Source organism: Ruegeria sp. H6, assembly GCF_056532975.1.
In genome coordinates this window covers 69,770-85,213 of record NZ_JBQFOA010000013.1, presented here as the reverse complement: position 1 = coordinate 85,213, position 15,444 = coordinate 69,770, and the positions used below count along the sequence as shown (strand labels likewise).

18 protein-coding genes are annotated in these 15,444 nt (G+C 57.3%); 11 read left to right on the top strand and 7 right to left on the bottom strand.

Going from position 1 to position 15,444, the window contains the following annotated elements:
* Positions 1 to 8 precede the first annotated feature (8 nt).
* Positions 9 to 692 (bottom strand): GntR family transcriptional regulator, encoded by a 684-nt coding sequence (locus tag ACR0AG_RS18380; RefSeq protein ID WP_480841611.1) that lies wholly within the window; start codon positions 690 to 692, stop codon positions 9 to 11.
* Positions 693 to 832: 140 nt separating this feature from the next.
* Between ACR0AG_RS18380 and ACR0AG_RS18375 the strand changes: the two genes are divergently transcribed.
* From ACR0AG_RS18375 to ACR0AG_RS18355, 5 genes are all read left to right on the top strand, one after another.
* Positions 833 to 1,918, top strand: a complete 1,086-nt coding sequence (locus ACR0AG_RS18375) for a polyamine ABC transporter substrate-binding protein (RefSeq protein WP_480841609.1) — start codon at positions 833 to 835, stop codon at positions 1,916 to 1,918.
* A gap of 69 nt (positions 1,919 to 1,987) precedes the next feature.
* A complete protein-coding gene (locus tag ACR0AG_RS18370) occupies positions 1,988 to 3,115 on the top strand; it encodes an ABC transporter ATP-binding protein (RefSeq protein ID WP_480841607.1) in 1,128 nt (375 codons plus the stop codon).
* Positions 3,115 to 4,005 (top strand): ABC transporter permease subunit, encoded by an 891-nt coding sequence (locus ACR0AG_RS18365; protein ID WP_480841605.1) that lies wholly within the window; start codon positions 3,115 to 3,117, stop codon positions 4,003 to 4,005. Before ACR0AG_RS18370 ends, ACR0AG_RS18365 begins: the two co-directional genes overlap by 1 nt.
* Positions 4,002 to 4,820, top strand: a complete 819-nt coding sequence (locus ACR0AG_RS18360) for an ABC transporter permease (RefSeq protein WP_170794361.1) — start codon at positions 4,002 to 4,004, stop codon at positions 4,818 to 4,820. Before ACR0AG_RS18365 ends, ACR0AG_RS18360 begins: the two co-directional genes overlap by 4 nt.
* On the top strand, positions 4,817 to 6,121 hold the full coding sequence (locus tag ACR0AG_RS18355; protein ID WP_480841602.1) for an NAD(P)/FAD-dependent oxidoreductase: 1,305 nt from the start codon (positions 4,817 to 4,819) through the stop codon (positions 6,119 to 6,121). The genes ACR0AG_RS18360 and ACR0AG_RS18355 overlap by 4 nt, the downstream gene beginning before the upstream one ends.
* Here the strand turns inward: ACR0AG_RS18355 and ACR0AG_RS18350 are convergent.
* From ACR0AG_RS18350 to ACR0AG_RS18340, 3 genes are read right to left on the bottom strand one after another with little or no spacing between them, the layout of a single operon-like run.
* Positions 6,096 to 7,079 carry a phosphotransferase gene (locus ACR0AG_RS18350; protein ID WP_480841600.1) on the bottom strand — a complete coding sequence of 328 codons (984 nt, stop codon included), beginning with the start codon at positions 7,077 to 7,079 and terminating at the stop codon, positions 6,096 to 6,098. The two genes, ACR0AG_RS18355 and ACR0AG_RS18350, sit on opposite strands and share 26 nt — an antisense overlap.
* Positions 7,045 to 7,698 carry a flagellar hook capping FlgD N-terminal domain-containing protein gene (locus ACR0AG_RS18345; RefSeq protein ID WP_480841598.1) on the bottom strand — a complete coding sequence of 218 codons (654 nt, stop codon included), beginning with the start codon at positions 7,696 to 7,698 and terminating at the stop codon, positions 7,045 to 7,047. Before ACR0AG_RS18345 ends, ACR0AG_RS18350 begins: the two co-directional genes overlap by 35 nt.
* Before the next feature lie 3 nt (positions 7,699 to 7,701).
* Complete coding sequence (locus tag ACR0AG_RS18340; protein ID WP_480841596.1) at positions 7,702 to 8,817, bottom strand: flagellar hook-length control protein FliK; 1,116 nt, start codon at positions 8,815 to 8,817, stop codon at positions 7,702 to 7,704.
* A gap of 189 nt (positions 8,818 to 9,006) precedes the next feature.
* Between ACR0AG_RS18340 and ACR0AG_RS18335 the strand changes: the two genes are divergently transcribed.
* The 6 genes from ACR0AG_RS18335 to ACR0AG_RS18310 all read left to right on the top strand — a co-directional run bounded on the left by ACR0AG_RS18335 (position 9,007) and on the right by ACR0AG_RS18310 (position 12,721).
* Positions 9,007 to 9,282, top strand: coding sequence for a rod-binding protein (locus ACR0AG_RS18335; RefSeq protein WP_480841594.1), 276 nt, complete (start codon positions 9,007 to 9,009; stop codon positions 9,280 to 9,282).
* The gene (locus ACR0AG_RS18330; RefSeq protein WP_480841592.1) at positions 9,272 to 9,619 is read left to right on the top strand and encodes a flagellar biosynthesis protein FlgN; all 348 of its coding nucleotides are present in this window, start codon (positions 9,272 to 9,274) and stop codon (positions 9,617 to 9,619) included. The genes ACR0AG_RS18335 and ACR0AG_RS18330 overlap by 11 nt, the downstream gene beginning before the upstream one ends.
* A 210-nt stretch (positions 9,620 to 9,829) precedes the next feature.
* Positions 9,830 to 11,080, top strand: coding sequence for a flagellin N-terminal helical domain-containing protein (locus tag ACR0AG_RS18325; RefSeq protein WP_480841590.1), 1,251 nt, complete (start codon positions 9,830 to 9,832; stop codon positions 11,078 to 11,080).
* Between the two features lie 77 nt (positions 11,081 to 11,157).
* Complete coding sequence (gene flaF / locus ACR0AG_RS18320; RefSeq protein ID WP_480841588.1) at positions 11,158 to 11,532, top strand: flagellar biosynthesis regulator FlaF; 375 nt, start codon at positions 11,158 to 11,160, stop codon at positions 11,530 to 11,532.
* Positions 11,532 to 11,933, top strand: a complete 402-nt coding sequence (flbT, locus tag ACR0AG_RS18315) for a flagellar biosynthesis repressor FlbT (protein ID WP_480841586.1) — start codon at positions 11,532 to 11,534, stop codon at positions 11,931 to 11,933. Before flaF ends, flbT begins: the two co-directional genes overlap by 1 nt.
* Positions 11,930 to 12,721 (top strand): DUF1217 domain-containing protein, encoded by a 792-nt coding sequence (locus ACR0AG_RS18310; RefSeq protein WP_480841584.1) that lies wholly within the window; start codon positions 11,930 to 11,932, stop codon positions 12,719 to 12,721. Before flbT ends, ACR0AG_RS18310 begins: the two co-directional genes overlap by 4 nt.
* Positions 12,722 to 12,785: 64 nt before the next feature.
* Here the strand turns inward: ACR0AG_RS18310 and ACR0AG_RS18305 are convergent, their stop codons facing one another.
* The 3 genes from ACR0AG_RS18305 to ACR0AG_RS18295 all read right to left on the bottom strand — a co-directional run bounded on the left by ACR0AG_RS18305 (position 12,786) and on the right by ACR0AG_RS18295 (position 15,397).
* Positions 12,786 to 14,357, bottom strand: a complete 1,572-nt coding sequence (locus ACR0AG_RS18305; protein ID WP_480841582.1) for a DUF427 domain-containing protein — start codon at positions 14,355 to 14,357, stop codon at positions 12,786 to 12,788.
* A gap of 79 nt (positions 14,358 to 14,436) precedes the next feature.
* Entirely contained in the window at positions 14,437 to 15,138 is a 702-nt protein-coding gene (locus ACR0AG_RS18300) for a winged helix-turn-helix domain-containing protein (RefSeq protein ID WP_480841580.1), read from the bottom strand.
* Positions 15,110 to 15,397 carry a hypothetical protein gene (locus ACR0AG_RS18295; RefSeq protein WP_480841578.1) on the bottom strand — a complete coding sequence of 96 codons (288 nt, stop codon included), beginning with the start codon at positions 15,395 to 15,397 and terminating at the stop codon, positions 15,110 to 15,112. Before ACR0AG_RS18295 ends, ACR0AG_RS18300 begins: the two co-directional genes overlap by 29 nt.
* Between the last annotated feature and the right edge of the window lie 47 nt (positions 15,398 to 15,444).

The following is a 15,444-nucleotide window of genomic DNA, read 5'->3' as shown; positions in this document are numbered from 1 at the left end:
GCGCATCGTCAGCCCTGGCCTGTCGTGCCAAGCATCAGCTGCATCCCCTGTTCGATGTCACGCGCGGTTGCTTTCGCGGCCTCCTCCGCATCTTTGTGACGTAGCGCCGACAGGATCTCCTTGTGCCGGTCAGGCAGGCTCTGCGTGCCGAAACGGCCGCACACCACGCGCAGGGATGGACCGAATCGCAGCCAAAGCCGCTCGACCAGATCAAAGAGCACCGGCGCATCCGCATGACGATAGAGCGTTTCGTGAAACGCGTGGTTCAGCCGCAGATAACCGCCGACGTCACCGTCAGAAATCATAAGGTCCAGGCGTTGATCCAGCTGTTCGAGATGATCGATATCCGCGGAGGTCATTTTGGGTGTAGCGCGCATGGAAAGCTCTGATTCTACGCACTTTCTTGCAAAAATAACCTGCTGCACATCGCTATCTGACAGCAGTGGTACGCTGACCCTGCGATTGCCCTGAAACACCAGCGCGCCGTCCGAGATCAACCGTCGAATCGTTTCGCGCACTGGTGTCATGCCAACACCAAGAGAATCAGCCAGCCCCTGAATGGTTACAGGCTGTCCCGGCACAAGATCACCAAACAGAATCTGAGATTTCAATATTTGGTAAACCTGCTCATGCGCCGGGCGGTTGCCGGGTTCTGCGCCAGGTGTGGGTGCCTTATTTTTGATCAAATCCAAGTGGTTTGCCCCAATTTACATGATCCTGACTTGCCAGGTCATTTACCTCATGAAACCTTACGCAGGATCGGGGGAAAACGCAAAACTTGATCAAATCCAAAAAAGCGGAAAATATAGCCGCACTTTGCAGGGAGAAGAAAATGTCAATCAAAACGCTGACAATGACAGCGGTCATCGCACTGGGGACTTCGGCGGCCTTCGCCGAAGAAGTGCGCGTGTACAACTGGTCAGATTACATCGATGAAGAACTGTTGAACAAATTCGAGGAAGAGACGGGCCTGACCCTGATCTATGACGTATTTGACAGCAATGAGGTGCTTGAGACCAAAATGCTGGCCGGTGGGTCCGGGTACGATGTCGTCGTGCCATCGGGGACGTTCTTGCAGCGCCAGATCCAGGCGGGCGCCTTTCAGGAGCTCGACGGTGCACAGCTGTCGAACGCGGGCAATCTGTGGGACGTCATTCAGGACCGCACTTCAGGGTATGATCCGAACAATGCATATTCGATCAACTACATGTGGGGCACCACGGGTATTGGTGTAAATGTCGACAAGGTCAAAGAGGCGCTTGGCGATGATGTGGCCCTCAACAGCATGGATCTTGTTCTGAAGCCCGAAAACATGGAAAAGCTTGCCTCTTGCGGCGTGCATTTCCTGGATGCGCCGGCAGAAATGATCCCGATGACGTTGCAGTATATCGGCGAGGACCCCGACAGCCATGATCCCGATGTGATCAAAAAGGTCGAAGATGTGCTGACCGGCGTGCGCCCGCATATTCAGAAGTTCCACAGCTCGGAATACATCAACGCGCTGGCCAATGGCGATATCTGCGTGGCCGTTGGATGGTCGGGCGATATTCTGCAGGCTCGCGATCGCGCGGCGGAGGCAGAAAATGGGGTGACTATCGAGTATCACCCCTTCGCGGAAGGATCGCTGATGTGGTTCGACCAGATGGCCATTCCGGCGGATGCTCCGAACCCGGAAGGCGCGCATAAGTTCCTGAATTTCATTCTGGATGCCAACAATATGGCTGCGGCGTCGAACTATGTGTACTACGCCAACGGAAACAAGGCGTCGCAAGAGTTCCTGGAGGAAGACGTCATTGGTGATCCTGCGATCTACCCGGATGATGCAACCATGCAGAACCTCTATATCACCACGCCTTATCCGGCAAAAACCCAGCGGGTCGTGACCCGTCTGTGGACCAAGATCAAATCGGGCACCTGATCCGATTCATCAGCGCAAGGCGGCCATGACCGCCTTGCCAGTTTTCCAGATTGCCGAAACGGGGACTGCATGAACTCTGATGTCTTTGCGCCGTGGGATGACCCGCAGGCGAAACCCTTGATCCAGTTCCAGAACGTCACCAAACGATTTGGTGAGTTTACGGCGATCGACAACCTGTCGCTGGATATCTTCGAACGCGAATTTTTTGCGCTGCTTGGTCCATCCGGCTGTGGCAAGACCACGATGATGCGGATGCTGGCGGGTTTTGAAACCCCGACCGAGGGGCATATCATGCTGGGCGGTCAGGACATCGACCCCATTCCGCCGAACAAGCGTGCCGTGAACATGATGTTCCAGTCCTATGCCCTGTTTCCTCATCTCAGCGTCTGGGAGAATATCGCCTTTGGCCTGCGCCGGGACAGCATGCCCAAGCAGGACCTGGAAAACCGAGTTGAAGAGATGCTGCGCCTGACCCGGTTGGAACAGTTTGCTCGCCGAAAGCCGGACCAGATTTCAGGGGGCCAGCGACAGCGTGTGGCCCTGGCCCGATCACTGGCCAAGGCGCCGAAACTGTTGCTGCTGGATGAGCCCTTGGGCGCGCTGGACAAGAAACTGCGTCAGGACACGCAGTTTGAATTGATGGACATTCAGGAAAAGACCGGCACCACTTTTGTCATCGTGACCCACGATCAGGAAGAGGCCATGACTGTGGCCAGTCGTGTCGCGGTGATGGATCAGGGCAGGCTGATGCAGGTGGCAACGCCGGACCGGATTTATGAGAACCCGGCCTCGGTCTATGTTGCGGATTTCATTGGTGATGTGAACATCATCGAAGGGCGTGCATCTTCCAACGGGGGCGACGCCTATCAGATTGACTGGGCCGAAGGGCAAGCCCCTATCGCTGCGGCGTCCAAGGCGGAATTCAGCAATGGCCAGACCTGCCATCTTGCGATCCGGCCCGAAAAGGTCGCGATCTCTGCCGAACGTCCCACAGATGCGGTGAATGCCGTTCAGGGCAAGGTGTTGGACATCGCCTATCTGGGCAACCTGTCCACCTATCACGTTGAACTGGCCAACGGCACGATCATCAAGGCACAGACGGCCAATACCCGCCGCATCTCGCGCCGTTCGTTCACATGGGAAGACCCGGTCTGGCTGTCCTGGACAGCGACGGCTGCGGTTTTGCTGGCGAACTGATGCGTCGCGCGATCCTGATCGCCATTCCTTATGTCTGGCTGCTGGCGCTGTTTCTGGTGCCGTTTTTCATCGTATTGAAGATCTCGCTGTCTGACACGGAGCTGGCGATACCGCCCTATACGCCCACTCTGGACCTGTCGGCGGGATGGGCTGGCATCAAAGAGTTCTTCAGCCAGCTGGATTTCGAGAATTTCGTCTGGCTGACCGAGGATGACCTTTATTGGAAAGCCTACCTTTCCAGCGTCAAGATTGCGTTGATCTCGACCATCTTCACACTGCTGGTCGGCTATCCCATCGCCTATGGCATGGCCCGCGCCCCGGTCGAATGGCGCCCAACGCTGATGATGCTGGTCATTCTGCCGTTTTGGACCTCGTTCCTGATCCGCGTCTATGCGTGGATGGGAATTCTGTCGAACGAAGGCTATCTGAACCAGCTGTTGCTGTGGACCGGCATCATCTCGACCCCGCTGACGATCCTGAACACGAACACTGCTGTCTATATCGGCATCGTCTATACCTATCTGCCGTTTATGATCCTGCCGATCTATTCGTCGCTAGAGCGGATGGACGGTTCGCTGATCGAGGCCGCCGAAGACTTGGGTTGTTCGCGATTTCAGGCGTTCTGGCTGGTGACCATACCCCTGTCGCGCCCCGGCATCATCGCGGGCTGTTTCCTGGTGATGATCCCGGTGATTGGTGAGTTCGTCATCCCGTCACTTCTAGGCGGCTCGGGTACGTTGATGATCGGCAAAGTGCTGTGGGAGGAGTTCTTCTCGAACCGCGACTGGCCGGTTGCGAGTGCCGTCGCTGTCGTATTGCTGTTGATCCTGGTGATCCCGATTGTGCTGTTCCAGCGCAACCAGCAAAAACAGACGGAGGCCGAGAAATGAATAGGCTCAGCTGGTTCAATGCGGTGTCCTTGACGCTGGGGTTTGCGTTTCTCTACATCCCGATGATCATACTGATCATCTTCAGCTTCAATGAAAGCAAACTGGTTACGGTCTGGGCCGGGTTTTCGACCAAATGGTACGGCGAGTTGATGCAGAACGAGGCGTTTCTGGACGCCGCCTGGGTCACAATCCGGGTTGCCGTGTTCTCATCAACTCTGGCGACGATTTTGGGCACCGCTGCAGCCTATGTGCTGGTGCGTGGTGGGCGGTTCTTTGGCCGGACGCTGTTTTCCGGCATGATCTATGCCCCGCTGGTGATGCCCGAAGTAATCACCGGTCTGTCGCTGCTGCTTCTCTTTATCGGGATTGGTCTGGACCGGGGCATCCTGACCATCGTTCTGGCCCATACAACCTTTTCGATGTGCTTTGTGTCTGTCGTCGTGTCCTCGCGGCTGGTCACCTTCGACAAGTCGCTGGAAGAGGCCGCTCTGGACCTCGGCTGTTCGCCTGCGCAGGCCTTTCGCCTTGTCACCCTGCCGATCATTGCGCCTGCGGTGATCTCGGGTTGGCTGCTGGCGTTTACATTGTCGCTGGACGATCTGGTGATCGCATCATTCACATCCGGGCCATCCGCGACGACCCTGCCGATCAAGATTTTCTCTGCCGTGCGCCTCGGGGTGAGCCCTGAGATCAACGCCCTGTCGACCCTGATGATAGCGGTGGTCACCGTAGGCGTCATAACGGCGTCGCTGGTGACAAAGCGCGCGATGGTGCGACAAAGGCAAGATGAGCTTGCCGCCGCCAGAGCCGAATGAACCGCATATACGCCGACTATAGTTTCAGCCCTGCGCCGCGGGCCGGGTGCTGGTGGGACGAAACGATTGAGGCACCGGATTGGCCTGTTCAGAGCGGTGATCTTGCTGTGGATGTCGCGATCATGGGCGGTGGATTTACCGGGCTTTCCGCGGCGCTTCACCTGGCCGAAGGTGGCGCTTCGGTCGCTGTGCTTGAGGCCGAAACTCCCGGCTGGGGCGCATCTGGCCGTAATGGCGGGTTCTGTTGTCTGGGCGGGTCCAAACTGTCGCGCCAAATGATGGTTCGGCGCTATGGCGAAGCGGCGACACAGGATTATGAACACGCCGAGGAGGACGCCGTCGCGTTGGTTGCGCGCCTTTTGTCCGATCATGACATCACAGCTGACACACATTCCAAAGGCGAGACAATTCTGGCGCATTCAGCCCGCGCGATGAACCGGCTGCGCCGAAGGGCGGGTGATGAGGGCATATTGCACGAAATCAAAGACCTTGGGGGGCTGGGGCTCGGGGGGAGTTTTGCGGGCGGCTATACCACTCCGGTCGGGTTCGGGCTAAACCCCAGGAAATACCTGTTTGGCCTGGCCTCCGCCGCACAATCAAAAGGGGCTTTGCTGTTTCAGCGCAGCGGTGTTCTGCGGATCGTCAAGTCAACCCGCGGATTCGACCTGCAAACGCCGCTTGGCAGTATCCGGGCCGAGAAGGTTCTGATCTGCACCAACGGCTATTCCAGCGAGGATACCCCCGATTGGATGGCAGCACGCTATATGCCCGCCCAATCGACGGTTTTGGTGACCCGCCCCCTGGCCGAGGCTGAACTGCAGGCGCAGGGTTGGACCTCTGATCAGATCGCCTATGACACACGTCACCTTCTTCATTATTTCCGGTTGCTGCCCGACAGGCGGTTTCTGTTTGGAATGCGCGGCGGTTTGCGATCTTCGGCGCGGGCCGAACACGCCATTCGACGCAAAGTGGTGGCGGATTTTCACCGCATGTTCCCGGCCTGGGCCACTGTCGATATCACGAATATCTGGTCGGGAATGGTGTGTCTGTCGCGCGACCTTGTACCTTTTGCGGGTCGCGTTCCCGATCAAGGAGAGCTTTATGCGGGCTTTGCCTATCACGGGAACGGCGTTGCGATGGGCACCTATTGCGGGCGGGCATTGGCACGTTTGGCGCTGGGCCAGCCTTCGGGCCTGCCGGGACCGATTTCCCAGACGCCGGGCCGGTTTCCGCTGGGGCGCTGGCGGCGTCTGCTTTTACCACCGGCGTATCTGGCTATGGGGATTGCGGATCTTTGGTAGCGGTCAGAACCTCGAACTCCCGCTCAAAGGCGGCGGCATAATCCGCGGCCTCGTTTTCTGCGCGCCACAGGCAATAGGCAGCCATGCGCCAGGCGAACCACGGGCGCAACGCCCGGTAACGTGACGCAACCGCAGGCTGGCCATAGGCAGTCATAAAGTGCTGCTCTTCCTCTGGTGACAAAGGCGCGCCGCGGTAGATCTGTTGCATTGCCGGCGACAGAAACATCGCAAGGTCTTCGCACGGATCACCCAGAGCCGGGCATTGCCAGTCGATCAGTGTGGCACCTCTGCCCGATACAAGAATATTGCCCGGAACCGGATCGCCGTGAATCAAGACGCGCTGCGCCAGCGGGTCGACAGATGAATGCGGTTTCACTGCCATCAGAACGTTTTTTCGGCTGGATCGACAGTTGTTTAGGATGCGGGTGGCATGCTGTTCCAGGTCCGCGCTGCCGTTGCACCCAAGGGGGACATCAACATTGGTGTTAAACCCATGCACCTTGGCCAGCAGTTGTCCCACGCGGCCGCTGTCGGATGACCATGGCACCCCGGGGGCGTGGTCGTAGATGACCCAGGTATGGTCCTCGAAAGACCCCGTCGCCCGCAGATTTGGCACGATCCCGGTGTCGCGAAAAGCCGTCAGGCAGGCGGCCTCGGCCCGGGGATCGTTTCGGAACAAAGGGTTTTCGAAAGCTGTGCAATAGAGTTTGAGAACCGTGTCATTGCCATCGCCCAGTATCTTCCAGACCTGATTGGTGCGCCCGCCATACAGGACCTCGAACCGCACATCCGGCATGACCAAATGCCGAGTGTTCAGATGCGCCACAAGCGCGGGTGGAGGAAAATTTGTGTCAGTCAGAACGGCACACCATGTCCAAAGCGAGTCGGAATTTGCAAAGCTTTGGACTGCACCGCGCCGCAGATCAAGCGCCTGTTCGGATATGCGCGACGCTTTCAACCGGAATTGTCGCGCCGCTTTCCAGTGTCAACAGGATGGAGTCCTCGGTGGTCTGGGCCTCGGTTACGCGGCTGAACACCATGGCGGATGTCTCGGACACCAGTTCCTTGTTGCGGAAGTTTTCCAACGATGCTGTGTATGCCCCTGCGGGCAGCGCACCATCTTTGGTCTGCCCGGTCCAGGTAAAACTGGTGCTGTCCGTTGGCACTGGAACCCTGTCCACAACCCCACCGTTTTCGTTGCGAACAACAAGCTCGGCCTTGTCCGCGGTGGGGTCGGGGCCGATGGTCATCTCGATGGGTGTTCCATTGAAGCTGAAGGCCGCAGACGTCTGCACTTTCGTCCCGACCCAGCTGTTCAGTTGATCCAGGTTGACACTCATCGCGCCGGCGAGGTTCGACAGAAGGTCATTGGTTTGCACTTGCTGCTCCACCATCGAGAATTGGGCAAGCTGCGAAGCATATTCCGACGAATCCAATGGTTCCAACGGGTCTTGATTGCGCGCCTGCACCGTCAGCATTTTCAGAAAGGTCTCAAAATCCGATGTCAGCGCAGACGTTTGCGCAGAGTTCGATGCTGTAGCAGGGGACGTGTTGGCGGAATTGATCGGTGAGATCATGTGTCAAAGCCTCATGTCTAGGCCCCCGTCGGGGCGAATGGGTCGTGGCTGAGGCGCAGGGCCGCTGTCCTCTTGCGCCAGGGTCATGCCGTCGCTGTGTGACGATGCTGTGTCATGGTTTTCGGGGTCGCTGTCGCCGGGCGTTCCCAGATCGAAAGACAGATCGTCAAACCCCAGTTTCTGAAACTCTTCCGCCAGAACCGAGATATGGCGCCGCATCAGGTCCAGCGTTTCTGGCCGTTCGGCGATGATGGTCATGTATGCGCCGTCGTCACGACCGTTAAAGGTGATCGAAACGCGGCCCAGCTCTTCGGGGTTAAGGGCAACTTCAACTGTCCCGGGTTTCGCGGTAATGACGGCGGCCATTTGCCCGGCAATTGCACGGGCAATCTCAGCCCGTGCGGCTTGTGGCATCTGGCCAATTGTCGTGTCGCGTAGCGGAGTGGACTGCTGCTCTTTGATCGGGGCCAAATCTGGGATGTCTGTGTCCGATGAAACAGCACTTTCGAGCGGCGTGCCACCGGTATCCACCTTGTTTGTCGTCAGCGGTGCCGAGCCAGAGACGGCCGTAGGTACAGGGTTTTTTTCCGGTGCAGTTATCCTCACCTGCCCCGTCGTCTGGAACCGCGACAAAGGACCAGCGGCCTCGGTCAAGCCGCGTTCAGGCTTTGCAATCTGGGCAAATTTGGCCTGAATTGCAGACTGTGTGCCGGACTGCGCGAACGCTATGTCCGGCCTCGCAGAAGCGGACTTTTCAGACGGTGGTGCAATGGGAGGATCCTGCGACGCTTGCGTCTCAGCCGTTCCGTTTGGGCGCAGCGCTGTCCCTTGTTCGGGTACCGGCTTTGCGTTTTTCTGGACCGGCTGCAATTCGGCCGGGGCTGCGGCAACCGGGGCGGCGGTTGCCTCGGTTGGTATCTGATGCGCAGCCTCGGGCCAAGGGGGCTGGGGGATGTCCGTGACAGCCACCTCGGATGGCTCGACCTCGCCCTCCTCAACCTCAGGGATCGTTTCAACATTGATTTCGGGATCGTCCGGCACCGTGACGTCCGGTCCCTCAGACGCAAATTCAGCCATGTCATCCAGCACATCCTGAAAGGCCTGTTCGGGCTGTGTCATGCTTTGCGGGTCAGGCGCAGACCTTTGTTTTTCAGGCACTGACGCCTGGGTCGCCATCTGTAACAGGGGATTGGGCATTTTGCTCCGGCTCCGTTTCGTTGGCCAGCAATCTGCCTTCAGGAAGTTACGTTTATTTTAACCGCTCTCCTCTTTGATCGGGAAAGATACCCACAATTTTCGGAGAACCCGATGAAGATTTCCTCGCAAACCCCGATGGCCCAGCCATCTAACGCCCTGACCAAATTACAGGCCGCCGCGGTCGAGCTTGAGGCCACGTTTCTGTCAGAAATGCTCAAATCCGCCGGGCTGGGCAAATCACGCGACTCGATGAACGGAGGAGCGGGCGAGGATCAGTTCGCCTCGATGCTGGTTCAGCATCAGGCGCGGCATTTGGCGCAGGCAGGCGGTGTTGGCCTGTCCGAAGTGTTTTTTAACGCAATGACGGAGAAAGCAGATGACAAATGAGGTGATCGAATCGCTTGAACAATTGCTGGACCGCGAAAAAACGGCCCTCGAACGCGGGGATCTGGACAAGGTTAGCAGCGAAACCCCGGAAAAAGAAAAACTGATCGGTACGCTGGCAGACATGCAGGTGATCGAAACAGATGATCTGATCCGAGTGCAAAAGAAGCTGGAAAGAAATCAGTCGCTGCTCAACAGCGCGGCCGAAGGGATTCGTGCAGTGGCCGATCGTTTGGCCGAACTGCGTCGCGTCCGGCAAGAGTTCAGCACCTATGACGCCTCGGGCCAACGCAGCGGATATACGGTGCGCACAAGGGCAAAACTGGAAAAGCGCGCATAGGTCCTGAGTTGATTCAAATCCTACGGTTTTGGGGTGTGTGCCTTAGCACTCCGTTAGGGGATGACGGTCAAAGGTGAGCGTGCACCTGAAGCAACGGGTGGCGCGAAGGCCGGATGGCACAACGCATTGGTCAGAACGACACATCATCCGCCAACTCGGCGGGAAAACCAAAGGCGTCAAATGCGCCTGTACTTGGAAAAGGATAACTAAATGTCCAGTATTCTGACAAACAATGGCGCAATGGTTGCGCTGCAAACCCTGAAATCGGTCAACAAGAACCTGGCGATGACCCAAAGCGCCATTTCGACCGGTAAAGAAGTGGCAACGGCCAAAGACAACTCGGCGGTCTGGGCGATCTCCAAAGTGATGGAATCGGACGCCAAGGGTTTTGGCGCCATCAAAGACAGTCTGGCGCTGGGTGAATCGACCGTAGCCGTGGCCCGCAACGCGTCGGAAACCGTGACCGACCTGCTGACGCAGATGAAAGAAAAGATCGTCGCGGCGCAGGAAGACAACGTTGACCGTGGCAAGATCAATGATGACGTCACAGCGCTGCGCGATCAGATCGCATCCGTTGTCGGTGCAGCGCAGTTCAACGGTCTGAACCTGGTTGACGGGACGGCTGGTACGGTATCCGTTCTTTCGTCGCTGGATCGGGACAATACCGGTGGGGTGACCGCATCCTCGATTTCTGTGGCCAGTCAGGACCTGTCCATCGGTGGGTACACCGCCAAAGGTGTTCTTGCCGGTTCGGACAACGCGACAACCGACAATGACGTGGCCGGATTCACTCTGAACCGTGCCACGGGCACGGGTGATATTGTCATCGACAGTTCGACTGACAACTTCGAGGTTGGTGACAGCGTGTCGATCCGTGTGGGCGATCAAGAGGTGTCCTATACCATTCAGGACAGCGATCTGGATCCGTCTGGCACCTATGACAACAACTACACCGATGCTTTGGTGGCGGTTGGCCTGAAGAACCAGATTGATGCCCTGGGCATCACGGGTCTTGCGGCGGATTATGACTCGTCCGGCGCACCGAACACGATTGCCTTTGCCACAGGTACTGCAGCCGCAGGGGCTGACGCGGATCAGGACATTGCGATTTCGGCGCAGTTCACAAATGCCGGTTCGGGTGGTCTTGGCGCGCTGAGCTCGATCAACGTGTCGACGGATGCTGGTGCTGCAGCGGCGCTGGGAACCATTGAAACGCTGATCGACACCTCGATCGATGCGGCGGCGGCCTTCGGTTCGGCGCAGGGACGCATCGAAACGCAGCAGGAGTTTGTGTCGAAACTGACAGACTCTTTCAAATCCGGTATCGGCTCTTTGGTTGATGCCGATATGGAAGAGACCTCGGCCCGTCTGCAGGCTCTGCAGGTACAGCAGCAGTTGGCGACCCAATCGCTGTCGATTGCGAACCAGGCACCGCAGTCCATCCTGTCGTTGTTCCGTTAAGCCAGGAACCGAACCGGGGCGCGCCAGACGCGCCCCGGAATTGACCGCCCCCTGATGGACAATTGGAAGGATTTCAAGTGACCCCGCAAGCCTATGCTCAGACTGCCTATGCGCAAACAGCGGCCCCAACCCGCACGCCCCGAGACACCGAATACGAAGCGATTTCAAAAATCACACATCGGCTCAAGACCGCATCAACGCGCAAGTCTCAGGATTTTGGCGGTTTTGTACGCGCACTGCATGACAATCGCCGTCTCTGGAGCGTTCTGGCCTCGGGCGTGAGTGATTCCGACAATGGGCTGCCCAATGAACTGCGGGCGCGCATTTTCTATCTGGCGGAGTTCACCGAACAACACAGCAGCCAGGTTCTCGGCAACAAGGCCTCGATCGAACCGCTGCTTGAGATCAACATGGCAGTCCTGCGCGGCCTGCGTCAGATGAGGGGCAGCTGATGAGTGGTCTCGTCCTGAAACTTGCCCCGAAAGAACGTGTTCTGATCAATGGTGTTGTCATCGAAAACGGGGACCGACGCAGCCGGTTCTCGATTATGACGCCTCAGGCCAACGTGTTGCGTCTGCGCGATGCGATCCACCCGGAAGAGGCGACAACCCCTGTCCGGCGGGTGTGTTACGCAGCGCAACTGGTCCTGTCTGGGGATACGGACCCCGATCAGGCCCGGCAGCAGCTGCTGCGCAGGATCGAAGAGCTTAGTCAGGTCTTTACGGATATCGACAGTCGGCGAACCCTGGCAGAGGCGACGGATGCTTTGGTTGCGCGACAGTTCTACAAATGCCTCAAGGCGCTGAGAACGCTGTTGCCGCGTGAAGACCGCCTGATGGCCTATCACCAATGATCTTTCAGCCTGTCATACCGACCGGAGGGCTGGTTGGCTGGCGATTTCTGCAGCGCACCTATGACGCGCAGTTGCAGAGCTTTTCGACCTCAAACTTAAACCAGCGGGAAACGCAGTATTTCCTCGAAAACATCTCGAAGGTTCAGACCGCGGAAGATCTGGTTTCGGATCGACGATTGCTGCAAGTGGCTTTGGGCGCGTTTGGGTTGCAGGATGATCTGAACAATAAGTTCTTCATCCAGAAAATCCTGTCCGACGGAACCCGGGCGGATGATGCGCTTGCGAACCGATTGGCCGATGGTCGATATCGCGAGTTTTCTGAGGCCTTTGGGCTGGGACCAGGGGATTTCCGCAAAACCGGCCTGATCACAAATATGGAAAAGATCGCACAGGATAATCTTGTTGCAGGGTTCGAGATTGCGGTGGGCGATCAGGACGCATCGATGCGGATCGCATTGTATTCGCAACATGCGCTGAAAGAAATTGCCGAGGACAGCGGCAGCGAGGTCCGCAAATGGTTCGACGTTCTGGGCCTTCCGCCCCTGCGCGAGATGATGGAACGCGCCATGGGATTACCGCCAAGTTTTGCTCAACTGGATTTGGACAAACAGGTCGAGATTTTCAGGGATCGCCTGAGCCGGGTAACGGGTTCCGACGAAATCTCTCAATTCTCTGACCCGGAAACTCTGTCCCGGTTCACAGACACCTATCTGGCGCGAAATCAGATTGCCGAGCTGCAATTGACTATCTCTCCCGCGCAGACTGCGCTGTTTCTACTGGGCGGATAGGAGGTGTACCCAAACCACCGCCTGACCTGCGACAATGCGGTTTGAACCGAAGCAAACACCCGCGCTATGGGCTGTCGGATGTTTGGTCTATCCCGGTTTTGAGGGCAAAGGCCCGCACCGGTTGGGAGACATTGTGCAGATGCACTTCTCCCAGGTGAACCGCATGGTCGCATGCCGGTTTGATATCCTGAGAGACCACAATCCGATGCCCGGTTGTTTTGCTGTACTCGCCCAACCGTGCGGCAATGTTGGCGGCCTGGCCGATCACCGTGAAATCCAGTCGCTCGCGGGATCCGACATTGCCGTAGGTGACCCCTCCGTAGGCGACACCGATTGAACAATCGCAATCGCCATGACCTGCATCACGCAGTGCGTCCAGGCGTTCGACGATCTCAACCGCCGAGCGCTGGGCGTTGGTCTGAGCCTTCGACGCATCCTGACCCGCAGGGAAAACCGCAAGCACAGCGTCTCCAATGAATTTCAGAACTTCACCGTCATGGTCATGCACGATCTCGGAGACGGTTTCAAAAAAGTTGTTCAGCAATTCAATGTAATCGTCGCGCCCCAACTGTTCCTCCAGCGTGGTCGAGTTTCGCAGATCGCAAAACATGATCGCCGCGTCGATATCGTCCCCGTCTCCCCGGCGAATCTCACCACCCAGAACCCGGGCGCCGGATCGCTTGCCAACATAGGTTTCCAGCAGAACCTGCGCATTTTCGCGTTGCATGAACACTTCGTAAAACCGCGCGATAACGGTCGAGCATTCAAAAACAAGCCCCAGATTGGCAGTGGTGAACCCTTTGGGATGATCGCTCGTCAGTGTCAGAACATTGATGCGGCCATCTGAAAACGGCAGCGGCATGGCGACATAGTCCGTTCCGCCTTTTTCGCGCAAATCTTCCATGATCGGAAAGCTGTTATGCGGGTTCTCGACGCTCAGTCGCTGCCGAACGCCGCCCAACCCGTTTGAGACATGCCGCAACGGGCTGTTCAGAAAAGCGGGATGGTCGTGAATTTCATAGGTCGGGATATTGGTCGAAATCTCGTTTGAGCCCTTCTCCCAAATGTGGTGCTTTCCAGCGATCAGAGGGTGCAATGACCAGACCAGAACGCTGAGCCGTTGAAGGGCGATGCCGTGTTCAAGCATCTTCTCGGACAGGGCTTTGGTGAATTCTTCGGCGGTTTTGATCTCGGACGCACCGCGCATCAGCCAATCGATCAACGGACCGCTGATATTGCCGTCCTCGGGTTCGCGCAGTTTGTTTTCACCCAAATCGATCCGCGTCACGACGGTTTGAGAGAACCCGATATGACCCTGGATTGCAGCACTTTCGGGCAAGGCGTCTTCATAGGCCCAGATCGAGTTTTCCAACCGCTCGCCGGACAAACTGATGTCGTGATACGTGGCCGTTCCCTTAAAGGGGCAGAAGGTCTGCAATTCGGTTTCAGGGCCAAGTTCGATACAGACGTCTTCGCGCGGCACGTAAATGGCCGGCGGCAGGCGTGTTTCATACATGACCTTGGCATTGTGGCTTTCGGCCAACAGCACGTCATCGCGGTAAATGGCGATGCGACCCTGCAGCGGTTCGACGGTTAACCCATAGCCTTGAATCTTTGGTGCGGCGTGGACATTCATCATCAGCCTCCCAGTCCGGGGAACCCTTATAATGGGCGCTGAGGAGTTTATTTCCAAGGGTCGGCCAAGGGAAAATCCCTCAGATCATCTGAATGACGTCCTTTTCGATGGACAGCATATAGCCGCGTTTGGCGATGTTCTTGACCAGCAGCTCACTGACCATCTGATTGCCCAAGGCATCGCGAAGGCGTTTGATCCGGGTTGCTCCGGCGGCTTCGTCACAATCGGCAGCATCACGGCCCGAGATCACCGCCTCGATTTGCGCGCCTGACAGAACCTCATCATCCAGCCGAGATTCCGCCAGAACCGAGAGCGTCTCGATCGCGGCAGGTGTCAGCTTGAAGTCCATATTGTTGAGGTAGACGGTGTTTTCCTCACGGCTGATCAGCAAGGATGTCACCTGAATGCCGGTGCGTTCAATCTGCGCCATGCGGCGGTTCAAGAGAACCAGCATGACCAGAAACACAAGCGCCGTCACCAGCATCGCGCTGGCGAAGACCAGAAGAACGAAGATCACCATGCGATAGCTTGAAAGCGTATCGGCAAAGGCGGTGCCGGATTGCGCGAGAATTTCCAGCAATCGGATTTCGGCCTGCGAGGTCAGGTCACTTTCGACAAACAACCGCTCGACCCGGGCATTAAAGGCGTTGGCATCGGGTAAGGTCCAGAACAGAAAAACGGCGGCGGTGATCAGGATCAGGACGATGGCCGCAATACCTGCGCCCACCAGTCGTACACCGGATCGGCGGGCCTCAGTAACGGAGATAGAATTTTCCGGCATTGGCCTTCCTTTGATCCAACCCTTCCGGTCCGAAAACGGACATCACGTTCAGCAAAGTCCATCCTTTCGCCTTCAGGCGTTTGGAGACTTCTTTCTTGGCCTGCCCTTTTTTGCAGCCCGACACCTGCATGACGCCATAATGCAGACGCAGGGGGTTATCCTGCTTGGCCTTGTAATCCGCATAGCAATCCGCCGCGGACGCGGCAGAGCCAACCGATATCAGGACGGCCACAACCAGTGAAGAGAGGATCTGTTTCATAAGCTGCATCCTGCGCACGGGTTGGGCTGATATTCAATATCCTCAAG